This window comes from Shewanella sp. YQ_9 (assembly GCF_043103185.1).
GTDB classification, from domain to species: domain Bacteria; phylum Pseudomonadota; class Gammaproteobacteria; order Enterobacterales; family Shewanellaceae; genus Shewanella; species Shewanella algae.
Genome location: NZ_JBICJO010000020.1, coordinates 1 through 14,997, shown reverse-complemented (window position 1 = coordinate 14,997; position 14,997 = coordinate 1). Strand labels below are relative to the sequence as shown.

Sequence of the window (14,997 nt, the reverse complement as noted above, 5' to 3'; positions counted from 1 at the left end):
GAGAACAATAGTGAGTGAACGCTTATTTATCCGTTTAGGCAAAAACCTGGGCTCGCCCTGCGCCTGGGTCGTATGGTCTGAGCAGGAACAGGAGATTATTGCCTCGGGAGAGCTGGCTGATGCGCGGTCACTGGAGACTCTGGCGCAGCGAGCCGGTAATCGCCCGGTCGACGTACTGGTGCCGGCCAGTGCCCTTCAGCTCACTTCGGTTAATCTGCCGGAGAAGGGGCAACGCCAGGCTCTAAAGGCATTGCCTTTCCTGCTTGAAGACACCCTGGCCCAAAATGTTGATGAACTGCACTTTGTGGTTGGTCCCCGCGATGGCGAGAGCCTGAGTGTGGCTGTGGTTGCTCATGAGCAGATGCAAAACTGGCTCTCCTGGTTGGATGAGGCCGGGCTCAAGGTGCGTAAAATGGTGCCGGATTGTCTGGCACTGGAACGGGAATACTGTGACTGGGCCCTGATGGCCTATGAAGATCAGCTGTTGTTGCGTACCGGCGAAGGCATGGGTATGAGTATGCCCAAAGACTGGCTGCAGCCCTTGCTGCCCGGGTTGCTCGAAGAGCAGCAAACGGCGCCGAGTCTGGCCTGCTATACCGAATTTCAATGGCCAGAGCTTGAGTGTCGGCAGATGCCACTGGAAATGCCCATGCTGGTGTTGGCCAAGGGGCTACACAAGTCGCCTATCAATCTGCTGTCCGGCCCCTATGTTCCCAAGCGTGAATACAGCAAGCACCTGCTGTTATGGAAGCGGGTGGCTATCGTCGCCGCTGTCGCGCTGCTGCTCGGTTTGGTCAACAAGGGACTCAATATCCATCAGATGCAGACAGAGGCCGATGAACTGAGGGCCCAGAGCGAAAGTATTTATCGTCAGGTGGTTCCCGGCAGTTCGCGGATAGTTAACTTGCGCTCGCAGCTGGAATCTCAACTCAGAACCCTGCAGGGCAGTGGTTCGGGTGGTGAGTTCTTTGCCATGCTGGATGGGCTCGAAGGTGCTTTCAAACAAGTGCCGGATCTCAAGCCCAACAGCCTGAGGTTTGATGCCGGACGCAGTGAAATTCGTATGCAGGTGACGGCCAAGAGCTATGCCCAGATAGAGCAGTTTAAAGAGCTGGCCGGGCGTAAATTCCGTCTCGAGGGCGGGGCGATGAACAGTACTGAAAATGCGGTCACCAGTACCCTGACCCTAAGGAGCAAATAAATGGAAAATTTGCGTAACTGGTGGGAATCACTGGCACAGAGGGAGCAACAGCTGGTCGCTGCCATGGCGGTGATAGTGGCTGTTGGTATCCTTTACTGGGGGATCTGGACACCGATAAGCAATGCCGAGCAGAAGGCGCAGAATAGCCTCAATGCTCAGACCCAGATGCTCAGCTTTGTGAAACAGACGGCCAATAAGATTGCCGGTATTAAACAGAGCGGTAATAGACCGGCTCTCAAGGGGAGTCTCAGCACAGTGGTGACCCAGAGCGCCGCCAGCTATGACCTGGAGATCACCCGCATGGCACCGCAGGGAAAACAGATCCAGATCTGGATGGATGAAGTGCCCTTCGATAGCCTGATCTCCTATCTTGGTGATCTGGTACAGAAACAGGGCTTGTCGCTGGATAGCCTGGATCTGGCCGAAGGTGATAGCCCTGGCATGGTGAAAGTCAGACGAATCCAGTTATCTCAGTCGTAAGGTGTTGTCTTGAAACTGATTAGTAAAATAATACTCTGTGTGCTGATCTACCTGGCGTTTATGCTGGCACTCTTCCCTGCACGCTTGGCGGTTTCGCTGGCCCCCCTGCCGGCCAATTTGCAGCTTGGCGGTGTCAGCGGCACCATCTGGAGTGGCAGTATTGATGTGATTAAGTTGCAGCAACGTCAGTTGGAGCAACTGAGTTGGGAGCTCAGCCCCTGGGCGCTGCTGACCGGCAGAGCCAAACTGGACTTCCAACTGGGCAGCCGCGCCAGTGCCGTCAATGCCAAGGGCCAAGTCACCTTAGCTGCCGGCGGTATCAGCGCCGAGAAGCTGCGTTTTGAAGCTCCGGTCGAGTTTTTAATGGCCGGCAGTCGTCTGCCATTTCGCACTCAGGTAAGCGGTGATATCTCAGTGTTGCTGGACACTTTGGTGCAGGGGCAGCCTTGGTGTGAGGCGCTCAGTGGCAAAGTCTTTCTCAACCGGGTCGGCATCAGGAATCAGTTTGGCCAGTATCCTTTGGGAGACATAGAACTCAGCCTGCAGTGTGTTGCCGGTCAGGTGCAACTGGCGACCGATGAAGAGAAAAACGCCATAGGCGTGGCCGGCACCTTGCTGCTCAAAGCCAATGAACAACTTGAGGTCAAGGCCCGCATTCGTGAGACTCAGGCTCAGTCTGAAGATCTGAAAAAAGCTTTGCCATTTCTGGGCAAGCGAGATGCCCAGGGATATTTCCCTATCAATTACAACGGCAAGATCCCGGGCCTTTAAAGAGGCTGGCAGCCGGGGTTCTCTCGGCTGCCGTTTGTTCAGTTGAGCTTTCCCGTTTAAAACCACTGCGGTAACCCGCCAGCGCTTGCATCCAAGTCAACTAATCTGAAAATTCCCACCGCCCAGACAAACTCCGCGGCTCTGTTATTTCGTGTGAATTGGTATAACATTGTAGCCTGAGTCACATTTTCAGTTTGTCAGCGTCAGAGGCCTCTATGACAGAGCGGCAGAAGAAGCCGGAAATATTGCACACCGAAGTTGTTGCCCGCAGTCGTCTGTTTCAAATAGAACAGGTACATCTGCGTTTCTCCAATCAAGAGGAACGCCACTACGAACGGATGAAAGGCGCCAGCCGCGGCGCCGTGATGGTGGTGCCGGTTCTCAATGGTGAATGGTTACTGCTGGGCAGCGAGTATGCCGCGGGTACCCATAACTATGAGCTGGGATTCCCCAAGGGACTGATCGACCCGGGAGAGACAGCCGCCGAAGCCGCCAACCGTGAGTTGCAGGAAGAGATAGGCTATGGCGCCCGCAAACTGACTAAACTGAAAGAGTTAAGCCTGGCTCCCGGGTATTTCGCCAGTAAGATGCAGATTTTCCTGGCCGAAGATCTCTACGAGAGTCGCCTGGAAGGCGATGAGCCTGAACCGATAGAACTGGTTCCCTGGCCCCTGGAGCGTTGGCAAGAACTGCTGGATATGAATGATTTTTCAGAAGGACGCAGCGTCAGCGCCTTGTTTTTGGCGATGAAACAGCTGAAACTGACTGAGTCACCCTAAAAAATTGGCCACACCCGGCCACTGACTTTTGCTTATCCGATGGAAGGCGTTTGGAGTAGTTATGAAGCCAGAAGAGTTGATAGATCACGTTATTGTCATTGCAACGGAAGCGGGACAGAAAATTCGCCAGATCTACCAACAAGGCAGTTTCAGCAAGGAAACCAAGGAAGACAACACCCCTGTCACTTCGGCCGACATCGCGGCCCATGAGATTATCTGCAGCAGCTTAAAGGCGCTGACCCCGGAGATCCCGGTTTTGTCCGAGGAAGCCGCCGATATTCCCCTCTCTGAGCGTAGCCAGTGGCGCCGCTACTGGCTGGTAGATCCCTTGGATGGTACCGGAGAGTTCATCGCCGGCAGCGGCGACTTCTCGGTCATCATTGCCCTGGTTGAGCATAACCGCCCCATTATGGGTGTGGTTTATGTGCCCATGACTGAAGTATGTTACTACGCCATAGCAGGTCTTGGCGCTTACAAACGTACCCTCCAGGCAGAGCTGAGAATTCACAGTAAGCAGTTGCCGAAAGAGCAGGACAATTCGTTGCGCCTGGCGGTCAGTCGGCGTCAGGACCCTCAGTCTGTGCTCAAGCTGTTCAACCAACCCAAGCATTGTGAACTCGTGGTGCTCGGCGGTGCGGCACTCAAGAGCTGCCTGGTCGCAGAGGGCAGGGCAGATTGCTATGTGCGGGTGGGCCCCACGGGTGAATGGGACACAGGCGCGGCGCAGATTATCATAGAAGAAGCCGGTGGCCAGTTGATGGATACCGAGCTGCAGCCCTTGACCTACAACGAGCGCGAATCGCTGGAAAACCCCAACTTTATCGTGGTCGGCTCCCCTAACCTCGAGTGGGACAAGATACTGGCCGGAGATTAATCGGATGCAGATAAGACCAATATCCAGAGCCGATCTGGATGCCGTATTGGCCTTGGAGTTGGCAACCTTCGGTGAGCACTGCTACCCGGACTTCTTCTTCCGTCAAGCACTGGATGCCTGGCCCACAAGTTTTCTGGGGGCCTTTATCGACGGGAAACTGGCCGGTTATCTGCTGCGGGTGAGCGCTGAACAGCCGGGGCGACACTGGTTGCTGTCACTGGCCGTGTCTCCTGCACAACAGGGCCGAGGGATAGGCAAAAGCTTGCTCAGTACGTGCCTGGAAGACTGCCGCCATGGTGTCGATGAACTGCTACTGACGGTAGCGCCGGATAATCCCGCCCGCCATCTCTACAGCCGCATGGGGTTTGAAAACCTGGGGCTGGAAGCCGACTATTTCGGCGTCGGTGAGCACAGGTTACTGCTGCGCTGGCAGGGTCAATAGGCGCTGGCACTTGTGGTTTGAGTGAACGCGCCTGGGCCGTGGTTGAAAACGCCCTTCGATTCAATATAGAGCCATATTCCCGAACCTTTGAATCTGTTTTGCACAGTGCGCCTTTGTGCCGGAGCCCTGATACGCTTGGGGCTCTTATGCTCCAGAGGCTGATCGCCCGATTTTTGTTAGCTTTTTTTGAAGATATTTTCCAAGGTTAATTAATGGTATTCAGCACGGGTGTCTAAAAAATATCATATTGTGAACATTGTTTTTTATTTTGAAGGCTGTTAGTCTGCTGCCATCTCTTCTCAGGAATGGACACTATGGCAAGACGCAAGGAACACAGTCATCAAGAGATCCGCCTCATGGCACTGGATGCCGTTGAACAGTTGTTGACGCAGGAGGAATATACCAGCCTGAGTCTTAGGCGGATCGCCTCCCAAGTGGGCTATGCCCCCAGTACCCTAATCAACCTCTTTGGTAGCTATAACTATCTGCTCTTGAGTGTATCCGCCAGGGTCTTGGGGCGTCTGCTTGAGCAAATGCAGTTGGTGTGCCAACAAACATTCACATCCGGTGAGCAGCAGCTGTTGGCGTTAGGTAAGGCCTATGCTGAGTTTGCCCATATCCAACCACAGGCATTTCGCTTGGTGTTTGCCTTACATCTGGGGCCGGAAGAACCTCTGCCCGAATCGCAACAACAGTTGATTGCCGAGCTGATAGGCTTACTCGAGCAGCAACTCGGTGACTTGTTGCCAAACTTGTCCTCATCCAAGCTGGCACTCGCCAGTCGCAGCTTCTGGAGCAGTATCCATGGGCTGACCGGCCTGGCGCTGGACGATAAGCTTTTCAGTCAGGCTTCTTGGTTGCAGTTACTGACATTTCAGGTGCACTTGTGGTGGACGGCAATGCAACAGGAGGAGGGAGCATGTTCCTGAGCAAACGATTTTTACCCTATTTTGCCACTCAATGTTTGGGGGCGCTCAACGACAACATCTACAAGAATGTGTTGCTGTTGCTGGTGACCTACAGCCAGGTCGATAACCTGCCGATGAGTGTCGATCTGTTTGTTAATCTGGCGGCGGGGATCTTCATCCTGCCTTTCTTTCTGTTTTCCGCCCATGCGGGCATGGTGGCAGACAATATGGACAAGGCGCTGATGATCCGCAGGTTAAAGCTGCTGGAGCTTATCATCATGTCCTGCGCCGCCGCGGCGATTATGGCGCAAAGCTATCTGTTGATGTTGCTGCTGTTGTTTCTTACCGGCACCCAATCGGCCTACTTTGGTCCGGTAAAATACTCGCTGCTGCCGCAGGCGCTTAGAGAGGATGAGTTGGTAACCGGTAATGCCTGGGTGGAAATGGGCACCTTCCTGTCTATTTTGATAGGTACCCTGAGTGCCGGGCTGCTGGTAACCAGTGACAACGGCCTGATGTGGGCGGCGATAACTGTATGTATGCTGGCCTTGGCCGGTTTCCTCTCCAGCCGGGCGATTCCATCACTGCCGGCGCCGTCGCCGATAGACAAGGTACGCTTTGCCCCCTTGTCCGGTACTTTGGCCAGTATCAAGCGGGTACGGCAAACGCCGTCAATCTGGATGGCGATTCTGGCGATCAGCTGGTTCTGGTTTTTGGGTGCCACCTACCTGACCCAGTTCCCCAATTTTGCCAGAGGCTCGCTGCACTCGGACGCCACTGTGGTGTCGCTGCTGTTGGCGCTGTTTTCCATAGGTATTGCGGTCGGCTCTTTTGTCTGCGAACGCTTCTCCTTTGGCCATGTAGAGCTGGGGTTGCTGCCTTTCGGGGTAGCAGGGTTAACCTTCTTTGGCCTGGATCTGCTGTGGGCCATTCCTGACTACAGCCAACTGCCGGCGGGATATCTCTACGACATAGCCGAGTTTGTCGGCCGCAGTGAACACTTCAGGCTGATGTTCGCACTGTTTATGGTAGGGGTCAGTGGCGGCCTGTTTATTGTGCCTCTGTATGCCTTTATTCAGTCGCGCTCGGCCCCCGGTGAATGTGCCCAGGCCATAGCCGCCAATAATATAGTCAATGCCCTGTTTATGGTGTGCTCGGCGATATTGTCGATAATATTGCTGGAGCTGGTCGGCCTATCGATTCCTCAGTTATTTACTCTGTTGGCGGTATTCAACGCCGTGGTGGCGTTGTATGTCTATAGCCAGGTGCCTGAGTTTACGCTGAGGTTTATCAGTTACCTGCTGAGCCATTTGTTGTATCGTCTCAAGGTTGAAGGCCGGGAAAACATTCCCAAGCAGGGGGCCGCCGTGCTGGTGTGTAACCATGTCAGCTACGTCGATGCCTTGGTGCTGCTGGGAGCATCCACTCGTCCGGTGCGCTTTGTGATGGACAAGAGCATAAGTGAAATGCCCTTGCTCAAGTATCTGTTCCGCCATGCCGGGGTGATCCCTATCTGCTCACCGAAAAAGTGCATTGATACCTATACCCGGGCCTTCGAGCGTATCCACCAGGCGCTGGCCAATGAAGAGTTGGTGTGTATTTTCCCTGAGGGCAGGTTGTCTCCCGATGGTGAGTTGCATGAGTTTCGGCCCGGTATCGAACAGATACTGGCAAAGGATCCTGTGCCTGTGGTGCCTATGGCGCTCAAAGGTTTGTGGGGATCTTTCTTTAGCCACAAAGATGGACATGCCCTGACGACCCGACCAAGACGTTTCTGGTCAAGGCTTAAGGTCAATATCGCATCTCAGGTACCCGGCACGGAGGAGAGCCGTCACTCACTGCAGCAGCGGGTAGCCGATCTGCTGGCCAAACCCGACAGCTGAGCGGTATTGCTGTTGAGGAAGGTAGGAGATAACGGACAGAGCCCGGCAGTTGCCGGGCTCTTCGGATTGAATCTCTCTTGCTTTTGAATTCATTCGGAGCGGTTTGACCGCCTCTCATCCAGCCACTGATGAATGGCCTGGCGGTCACCGCGGAAGATGATCCGCTCGGCCTTTTTCTCCAGCTGGTACTGATACATGGGGTCGTAATACTTCTCCAGCAGCAGTGAGATCCACTCCAGATGTTGCTCTGTAGTGTTGCGCTGCAGCTGGGTCTGCAAGCTTGAGTCGACCAACTGCAACAGTTGATCAGTTTGCTGGTGCCCAAGGCGCTTACGTATGCCCTCGACACTCTGACGCAGATAGGCGCCGAACACCGCCATGCCTTCTTCGGTGCCATAATGCTGTTCAAAACCTCGCTGCATCTTGTGCACATACTCATCCAGAAGGCGAGGGAGTCTGGCCTCCAATGGCTCTTCCAGCACCAATACCTGGGCCTGTTGCATGGCACTGAAGAAGACTTTGGGTATGGCGCGGCGGCCAATCAGGAAGCTTTCATCTTCCAGCAGCAGGCAGGACTCTTGCCTCTCTTGATGCCTCAACAGTTCCCGAGCCAAGCTGTTTTCAAAATTGATCTGACTGGGCTGCGGCGTGACATTCTTGCCAAAGCTCGACCCTCTGTGATTGGCAGTGCCCTCCAGATCCACTGACTCGCTGCGACTGAGAATAAACTCTGTCTTGCCTGAGCCGGTAATACCGCTGAGGATCAACAGCTGTTGCTGCTGCGGGGTGTTATCTATGGTATCGATAAGGTATTGGCGCATCGCCTTGTAGCCGCCCTGAATATAGGGCACTTCAAGACCGGCCTCGCGGATCCATTGCTGGGTCAGCTGAGATCTCAGACCACCCCGAAAACAGTAGAGGTTGGCATCAGGGTGGGCGCTGAAGAAATCCAGCCAGGCTTGAATACGTGCGGCCTTGATCTTGCCTTTGACCAGCGAATGGCCGAGCTCTATGGCGGCAGCCTGTCCATGCTCTTTATAACAGGTGCCCACCTTCTGCCTTTCGCTGTCGTTCATCAATGGCAGGTTGGTGCTGGCAGGAAAGGCACCCTTGGCAAACTCAACCGGCGCCCGCAGATCGACCAGGGGACGATCGGATAGGAAGATCTCCCGGTACTCTGCAGGCGCGATTATCTGTCGACTCATATAAGCTCCACCCACTGCTGACTATCGTCGCGGCAGTCGAGCGCACCTATGCAGTGTAGCTCCAGCCCTTGACCGGTCAGCAGTTGCTGCAGTTCTGCCTCACCCTCGGCGCCGACGGCGATAAGTAAGCCGCCGCTGGTTTGCGGATCGCACAGTAAGGCTTTTTGTTGCTCGGAAACCTCGGGGAGGTGCTCACCGTAGCTGTCAAAGTTTCTGTGGGTGCCGCCCGGGATACAGCCCATAGCCAGATACTCGGAGGCTTTTTCCAGCAACGGCAGTTTGGCAGTATCTATGCTGGCCTTGAGGTTGGAACCCTGACACATTTCCAGCAGGTGGCCTGCCAGACCAAAGCCTGTCACATCTGTCATGGCGTGAACCGCGCTTATCTTGGCGACTTCGGCACCTATCTTATTGAGTTGGCACATAGCTTCGGGGGCGATATTGACGTCCTGTGGCGCCAGCTTCTTCTGCTTTTGTGCCGTGGTCAGTATGCCAATTCCCAGAGGTTTGGTGAGATAGAGCTTGTCACCCGCCTTGGCGGTATCGTTCTGCTTGAGGTGCTCCAGCGCCACTGTGCCGGTGACTGCCAGGCCGAAAATAGGCTCAGGCGCGTCTATGCTATGGCCTCCGGCCAGCATGATCCCGGCATCCATGCAGGCTTGGCGTCCGCCATCCACTACCTGCTGGGCAATCTCGGGTGACAGCTTGTTCACCGGCCAGCCGAGAATGGCAATTGCCATAATAGGCTTGCCGCCCATGGCATAGATATCGCTGATGGCATTGGTGGCAGCGATACGGCCGAAAGTGAAAGGGTCATCGACTATCGGCATAAAGAAGTCTGTGGTGCTGATAATGCCCGTGTGATCATCCAACTGATACACGGCCGCATCATCCCGGCTCTGGTTGCCGACCAACAGGCGGGGATCTTTAAAGTCCGGCAGTTGAGACGCCAAAATGGTGCTGAGGACTTTGGGAGAAATCTTGCAACCGCAACCTGCGCCGTGGCTGTATTCCGTGAGTTTTACTGACTGATCTGACATAGCCGGGTCCCTGAGTGATTGAAATAACCCCTGATCATAAACAGAAACGGCCGCAGTACAAGCCGACCGTTTCACAACTCAGGTAAATTCTGTTAAGCCGATCGCCAGGCCTTGGGAGGCTACGACAAGGTTTTAGGCTATGCTGGCTCGCAGTTGGCGCCATTGTTTTCGTTGGGCGCGAAAACGTAAACGCATTTCCGCCACCTGAGACAGCAGATGCTTATCCGCCAACTGCTGCTTGCGGGCCTCAAGCAGCGCCTTCTTGGCTTCAAAGTAGGCCAGCAAGTGGCTCTTCAATTCCTCGTATTCTGCCTGCAGCTTTTCCAGGATTTCCTCGCAATTGGGCAGATGGGCCACCTTATTCTGGGCGCGCTTGAGTTGCATCTGCAGTTTGGCGGCTTCGATGCGCTCCTGAGGGCTCTTGCGCAGCTCTTTGGTCAGGCCAAACCAGGACAGGAAACGGATCAACCACTTGGTGGGGTCGTAATGCCACCAGTGGATACCATTGCGGTAATCGTTTTCAAAGATATGGTGGAAGTTATGGTAACCCTCACCATAAGTAAACAGTGCCAGCACACCGTTGTCTCGGGCGGTGTTACGGTCTGTATAGGGTTGCTTACCCCAGATATGCGCCAACGAGTTTATAAAAAAGGTGCAGTGATGCACTACCACCAAGCGGAGCAGCCCAGCCAGCAGCAACATCGACAGGATATCGCCGTTCAACCAACCAAGCAGAGCGGGGAGGCCCACATTCATCAATAGCGCCAGCAGCAGATAATGCTTATGCTGCCACATGACTATGGCATCGTTTTGCAGGTCTCTGACGTTGTTATAGTCGTGATAACGTTGTGCCTGATATTCCCTGAGCATCCAACCAATATGGCTGTACCAGAAACCCATGTTCGCTGAGTAGGGATCCTTGTCATTGTCATCCACATGCTTGTGATGGATACGGTGATCCGAAGCCCAATGCAAGGCACTGTTCTGCAACGCCAGCGCACCGCCCAAGGCAAACAGGAAACGCACGGCCGGGTGAGCCTTATAAGCCTTATGTGACCACAACCTATGGTAACCGGCGGTGATAGACAAACCACTGGCGAAGGCCAACAGTACGAAGGTGAACCACTCGCTGAGCTCAAAGCCATGGCTGATGCCTCGCCAAGGCACCAGAATACAGGCACCGGCAAACGTCAGCAGGAAGAGGATCAGGTTGGTCCAGATGAGGGGAGGTTTTTTCATTATGATGACTTCCAAAACGCTTTAAGCTAACAAGTGTACGCTAAGTTGCTATTGGAGCACAATCACAGTGACACCAGCCGAGGATGTGATTATTGAGTAAAGCCTGTATTATTTGCGCAACAGATCCAGTGAATGGAATAAAGATGGGTATCAGAGCACAGCAGAAAGAGAAAACCCGCCGCGCCTTGGTGGATGCAGCATTCAATCAACTGAGTGCCGAGCGCAGTTTTTCCAGCCTGAGTCTTAGGGAAGTGGCCAGGGAAGCCAATATAGCGCCAACTTCTTTCTACCGTCATTTCAAGGATATGAATGAACTGGGGCTGACCATGGTCGATGAAGGTGGCCTGACGCTGAGACAGATGATGCGTAAGGGACGTCAGCGCGCCGAAGCCGGCGGCAGTGTTATCCGTATCTCGGTCGACACCTTTATGGAAGTACTGGAATCCAATCCCAACGTATTCAGGATCCTGCTGCATGAGCGCTCAGGCACCTCGGCCGCCTTTCGTGCCGCCGTGGCGCGGGAGATTGAACACTTTATCTCGGAACTGGCGCACTACACCGAGGACACAGCCGGCCGCAGCCCTGAGTTGGCCAGGGCACAGGCCGAGGCATTGGTGACTCTGGTGTTCAATGCCGGCGCCGCCGCCCTGGATATGAAACGTGCCGATCGCAAGATTCTGGCCGACCGACTGGTGACTCAGCTGCGAATGGTGGCAACGGGCGCAGAAGCGTTGCAGCAAAAGCGTGATAGCCGCTGATAAACATTTGCCAAAACAAAAGGGCCTTTCGGGGCCCTTTTGTTTGGTTCATCGCGGATCTCTGGGGAATGCCACTCTGACTTCCAGAAAGGAGTATTCGGTATCCCGGTAGCCATAGCCCATTCGCTTCCGTAGTTTGATTTGTTGTTCATACCTTCCAGTTGGCAGGTGTGTAACGGATGAACCGCAGAAGCAACTATGCCATGAAGATGGTTTTTAAGACACTGGCCAAATTGGAGTAACGGCCTGATACCGCTCTTTCTGACTTGTTGCCTCCAGAGGTTCCATTGAGCTAGGCGTCAGCTTCATCTGTGCTGTCCCACATCTCTTTGAGTTGCTTTGGTAGTCCTCCCCTATTTAACTGCAGTTAAAAAGGAGAGGAGAACTGGAAGGTGACGCTTATGTAGAGCCAGCAAAGCCGTTTTGCTAGTAGCTTTGCAGGTTCTGGAGTCTTTTTTCCTATCGGTTAGTGTCTTATTGGGCTTGCTACACCAGTCTCATCCTAATCTATAGGCTTTTCCTGGAAAGCAATACGCCCGCTTCCATGTGGTCGGTATAAGGGAACTGATCAAACAGGGCAAAGCGTTTGATCTCGTGAGTTTGACTCAACTGTTCGAGATTGTCGGCCAGGGTTTGCGGGTTGCAGGAAATATAGAGAATGGACTCATAGCCCTGCACCAGATTGACTGTATCGGGATCCAAGCCGGCTCGCGGTGGATCAACGAAGATGGTGTTGCAGTCGTAACTCTTGAGGTCAATTCCTTCCAGACGCCTGAAGCTACGCTCCCCCGTCATGGCCTGGGTAAACTCCTCCGCCGACATACGAATGATCTGCAGGTTCTCAGTGCCATTTTGCTCAATATTGTATTGAGCGGAATCGACCGAGGGTTTAGCTAACTCGGTTGCCAGCACCTTGTTGAAGTTTTGTGCTAGGGCGATAGAGAAGTTACCGTTGCCACAATAAAGCTCAAGCAGATCGCGACTACTGTGACGGGTACAGTCTATCGCCCACTCCAACATCTTGGTTGCCACTTGGGCATTGGGCTGGGTGAAGCTGTTTTCCACTTGTTTATAGATGTATTCCTGCTGGTTGACTTGCAGACGTTCGATGACGAAATCTCTGTCCAACACAAACTTTTGCTTGCGGGCTCGACCTATGATGTCGACCTTGAACGCTTTCTCGAGTCTCTGTTTCAACGCCTTGGCTTCATTGAGCCAGTTATCATCCAACTGCTTGTGATACAGCAGTGACACCAAAATCTCGCCAGACAGAGTAGAGAGGAAGTCTACTTGAAACAGCTTGTGTCTCAGTATGCTGTTGGGGCGCAGCTCGGCCATCAGTGCCGGCATCATCTGATTGATTAAAGCGCTGGCGGGCAGAAACTGATCGCAACGAACCTTGGCTTTTTGCTGTTGGTCAAACATATAGTAGTAGAGATCTTCCCCGTCATGCCAAACCCGAAATTCTGCTCTCATGCGGTAGTGTTGCTGCGCTGAGGGAAACACTTCGAGTGCCGGTGGAGTGAAGCGGGCAAAGGCCTGTTCCAGTTTGAGGCGCTTTTGTTCCAGCTGCGCATCATATTGACTTGGGTCCATTGCTTCTAAATTCATAATATTCACTCTTGGCTTCAAACGGGGCGCAAATATTATACTACGTGGCGCTGATGTCCAGTTTCGCACCTTTGTGCTTTTGTCCAAGCTATGAAAAAATAGCGTTTCATCCGCCGTTGTGGCTTCCAGCCGCGACATCCTTTGTATATCGCTTAGAGGCTCAATTTGTCGCGACCCATACTGGTTTTTGACTCAGGCATAGGTGGCTTGTCTGTGCTTGGGGAGATCCGCAAGCTATTACCACAGAGACAGTATTGCTATCTGTTTGATAACGCGCGCTTGCCTTATGGTGAGTTGGCGGAAGCCGAGTTGATAAGCGGATGCGTGGATTTAGTTGTGACCATGGCCAAGCAGATAGATGCCGCGATAGTGGTCATTGCCTGTAATACAGCCAGTACCTTGGTACTTCCCGAGTTGAGAGCTCAGCTGACAATCCCGGTTGTAGGTGTTGTCCCGGCTATTAAACCGGCGGCAGCCATCTCCAAACGCAAACATATAGGTTTGTTGGCCACACCTGGCACGGTCAAAAGGGCTTACACCAAAGAGTTGATCAACCACTTTGCCTGTGATTGCCAGGTAGAGCTCTTTGGCTGTTCTGAACTGGTGCTGCTTGCGGAGGCCAAGGCTGCTGGGCTGGCTATAGATGTCGCAGCAATAAAGAAGTTACTGCAACCTGTTATCTACAGTGAACTGGATGTGCTTGTGCTTGGTTGTACGCACTTCCCTATGCTGAAGCCTGAGCTACAACAAATACTGGGTGATGATGTTGAACTATTGGACTCCGGCGAGGCGATAGCGAAACGGGTAAAGAGTCTGCTGCAATATCAGCAGGAGCCGACTGCCTCACAACAAGCAGATAGTGAGTGGGCCTTTTACACCAGTGAGAAAATTACCGAAGGATTGAAATCAACGCTGGCCGAGTATGGTTTTACTCAAACGGCCAAGGCCTCGACCAGCGTGATGACATAGAACTATTATTCCTGCTTATCTGAATCTTGTGATTTGGCTTCACGAACTTTCAGGGTGCGCTCCTGAAAGATGAAGTCATTCAATTTGGTCATCGCTTTTTGAGCGCCGGACTCTGACATTTCCACAAAACCAAATCCTTTACGTCTGCCGGTCTTGCGATCTCTGACCAAGCGAACCGAATTCACCGGGCCATATTCCTCAAACAATGACTTAACTTCAGTATCGTGAGCTCTATAAGGCAGATTACCTACATAGAGAGTCATGGTTGGGCCATTGTAAGCTTCTTGTGTTTTAGCTTGAACCTGACTTGGGCTGGATGTGAAGGCATAAACTGCAGCGGCAAGGAGTGCGCCAACAGGGAAGGCCAAAAATGCAGGCAGTTGAGGCATGAGCTGGTATATCGCAAGCGCGCCCAGAATGGCGATGCCCAGCACAATCAAAAATGACTTTTGCATAAAAATGTTCTCTGTGAAGAAGAATTGATAAATTACTGTTAACAGCGGCAACTATGGTAATGAATTATTTACCTTTAAACCAGACTGATGCCGAAAAAATGACCTTTGCTCTCATTTTTCAACATAAGCAGGGCCTTTAAAGCAAGTTTTTAATGGGAAAAGACCAGTAAATAGCCGCTACGGTTAAAAGGTGGACGCTTGGCGCCGAAGCTGTCAAAAAGCACTTGCGCTATCGGCTGGCCTCCCTATAATGCGCATCCACTGACCGGGACGATGGAAGTTAACTCCCAGATAATCCAAGGTTGGCGTCAAAATGGTGATAAAAAACTTCTTGACGAACTTAAGGGAAAGCGTAGAATACGCAGCCCTGACCCGATGGGCT

Annotated in this window: 16 protein-coding genes and 1 pseudogene; 11 read left to right on the top strand and 6 right to left on the bottom strand. The window is 53.1% G+C overall.

Translation table 11 applies throughout. From position 1 onward, the window contains the following. The first annotated feature begins 10 nt into the window (after nt 1-10). The 8 genes from gspL to ACF8D4_RS05590 all read left to right on the top strand — a co-directional run bounded on the left by gspL (nt 11) and on the right by ACF8D4_RS05590 (nt 7,338). The gene (gene gspL / locus ACF8D4_RS05625) at nt 11-1,201 is read left to right on the top strand and encodes a type II secretion system protein GspL (protein ID WP_071238912.1); all 1,191 of its coding nucleotides are present in this window, start codon (nt 11-13) and stop codon (nt 1,199-1,201) included. After that, complete coding sequence (locus tag ACF8D4_RS05620; RefSeq protein ID WP_025010651.1) at nt 1,202-1,681, top strand: type II secretion system protein M; 480 nt, start codon at nt 1,202-1,204, stop codon at nt 1,679-1,681. It abuts the gene before it with no gap. A gap of 9 nt (nt 1,682-1,690) precedes the next feature. Then, nucleotides 1,691-2,452, top strand: coding sequence for a type II secretion system protein N (locus ACF8D4_RS05615; protein WP_221060473.1), 762 nt, complete (start codon nt 1,691-1,693; stop codon nt 2,450-2,452). Between the two features lie 215 nt (nt 2,453-2,667). Further along, complete coding sequence (gene nudE / locus ACF8D4_RS05610) at nt 2,668-3,231, top strand: ADP compounds hydrolase NudE (protein WP_025010652.1); 564 nt, start codon at nt 2,668-2,670, stop codon at nt 3,229-3,231. Nucleotides 3,232-3,292: 61 nt separating this feature from the next. Continuing rightward, nucleotides 3,293-4,105, top strand: a complete 813-nt coding sequence (gene cysQ, locus ACF8D4_RS05605) for a 3'(2'),5'-bisphosphate nucleotidase CysQ (RefSeq protein ID WP_025010653.1) — start codon at nt 3,293-3,295, stop codon at nt 4,103-4,105. A 4-nt stretch (nt 4,106-4,109) separates the two neighbouring features. After that, the gene (locus tag ACF8D4_RS05600) at nt 4,110-4,547 is read left to right on the top strand and encodes a GNAT family N-acetyltransferase (protein ID WP_117200098.1); all 438 of its coding nucleotides are present in this window, start codon (nt 4,110-4,112) and stop codon (nt 4,545-4,547) included. A 314-nt stretch (nt 4,548-4,861) separates the two neighbouring features. Continuing rightward, the gene (locus tag ACF8D4_RS05595; RefSeq protein ID WP_028780596.1) at nt 4,862-5,476 is read left to right on the top strand and encodes a TetR/AcrR family transcriptional regulator; all 615 of its coding nucleotides are present in this window, start codon (nt 4,862-4,864) and stop codon (nt 5,474-5,476) included. Next, a complete protein-coding gene (locus ACF8D4_RS05590; RefSeq protein WP_392464747.1) occupies nt 5,467-7,338 on the top strand; it encodes an MFS transporter in 1,872 nt (623 codons plus the stop codon). Before ACF8D4_RS05595 ends, ACF8D4_RS05590 begins: the two co-directional genes overlap by 10 nt. 89 nt (nt 7,339-7,427) lie before the next feature. On the opposite strand, the gene mnmH is transcribed toward ACF8D4_RS05590, so the two are convergent. From mnmH to ACF8D4_RS05575, 3 genes are all read right to left on the bottom strand, one after another. Continuing rightward, a complete protein-coding gene (gene mnmH / locus ACF8D4_RS05585; protein ID WP_071238917.1) occupies nt 7,428-8,543 on the bottom strand; it encodes a tRNA 2-selenouridine(34) synthase MnmH in 1,116 nt (371 codons plus the stop codon). Beyond that, a complete protein-coding gene (gene selD, locus ACF8D4_RS05580) occupies nt 8,540-9,583 on the bottom strand; it encodes a selenide, water dikinase SelD (protein ID WP_045283933.1) in 1,044 nt (347 codons plus the stop codon). The genes mnmH and selD overlap by 4 nt, the downstream gene beginning before the upstream one ends. Nucleotides 9,584-9,715: 132 nt before the next feature. Then, a complete protein-coding gene (locus ACF8D4_RS05575; RefSeq protein WP_392464744.1) occupies nt 9,716-10,822 on the bottom strand; it encodes a fatty acid desaturase in 1,107 nt (368 codons plus the stop codon). Nucleotides 10,823-10,965: 143 nt separating this feature from the next. Between ACF8D4_RS05575 and fabR the strand changes: the two genes are divergently transcribed. Then, entirely contained in the window at nt 10,966-11,580 is a 615-nt protein-coding gene (fabR, locus tag ACF8D4_RS05570; protein WP_025010659.1) for an HTH-type transcriptional repressor FabR, read from the top strand. Here the strand turns inward: fabR and ACF8D4_RS05565 are convergent. Further along, nucleotides 11,520-11,858, bottom strand: a pseudogene (locus ACF8D4_RS05565) (transposase); the annotation flags it as partial. The gene fabR and the pseudogene ACF8D4_RS05565 overlap by 61 nt on opposite strands. Before the next feature lie 229 nt (nt 11,859-12,087). Continuing rightward, nucleotides 12,088-13,191 carry a tRNA (uridine(54)-C5)-methyltransferase TrmA gene (gene trmA / locus ACF8D4_RS05560; RefSeq protein ID WP_392468512.1) on the bottom strand — a complete coding sequence of 368 codons (1,104 nt, stop codon included), beginning with the start codon at nt 13,189-13,191 and terminating at the stop codon, nt 12,088-12,090. Nucleotides 13,192-13,356: 165 nt separating this feature from the next. Between trmA and murI the strand changes: the two genes are divergently transcribed. After that, entirely contained in the window at nt 13,357-14,160 is an 804-nt protein-coding gene (gene murI, locus ACF8D4_RS05555; protein WP_096142453.1) for a glutamate racemase, read from the top strand. 5 nt (nt 14,161-14,165) lie between these two features. Here the strand turns inward: murI and ACF8D4_RS05550 are convergent, their stop codons facing one another. Then, entirely contained in the window at nt 14,166-14,615 is a 450-nt protein-coding gene (locus ACF8D4_RS05550) for an RNA-binding protein (RefSeq protein WP_025010662.1), read from the bottom strand. Between the two features lie 198 nt (nt 14,616-14,813). Here ACF8D4_RS05550 and ACF8D4_RS05545 point away from each other — a divergent pair. Further along, nucleotides 14,814-14,997: hypothetical protein (locus ACF8D4_RS05545; protein WP_392464742.1), on the top strand; the 184-nt coding region annotated here is incomplete at its 3' end.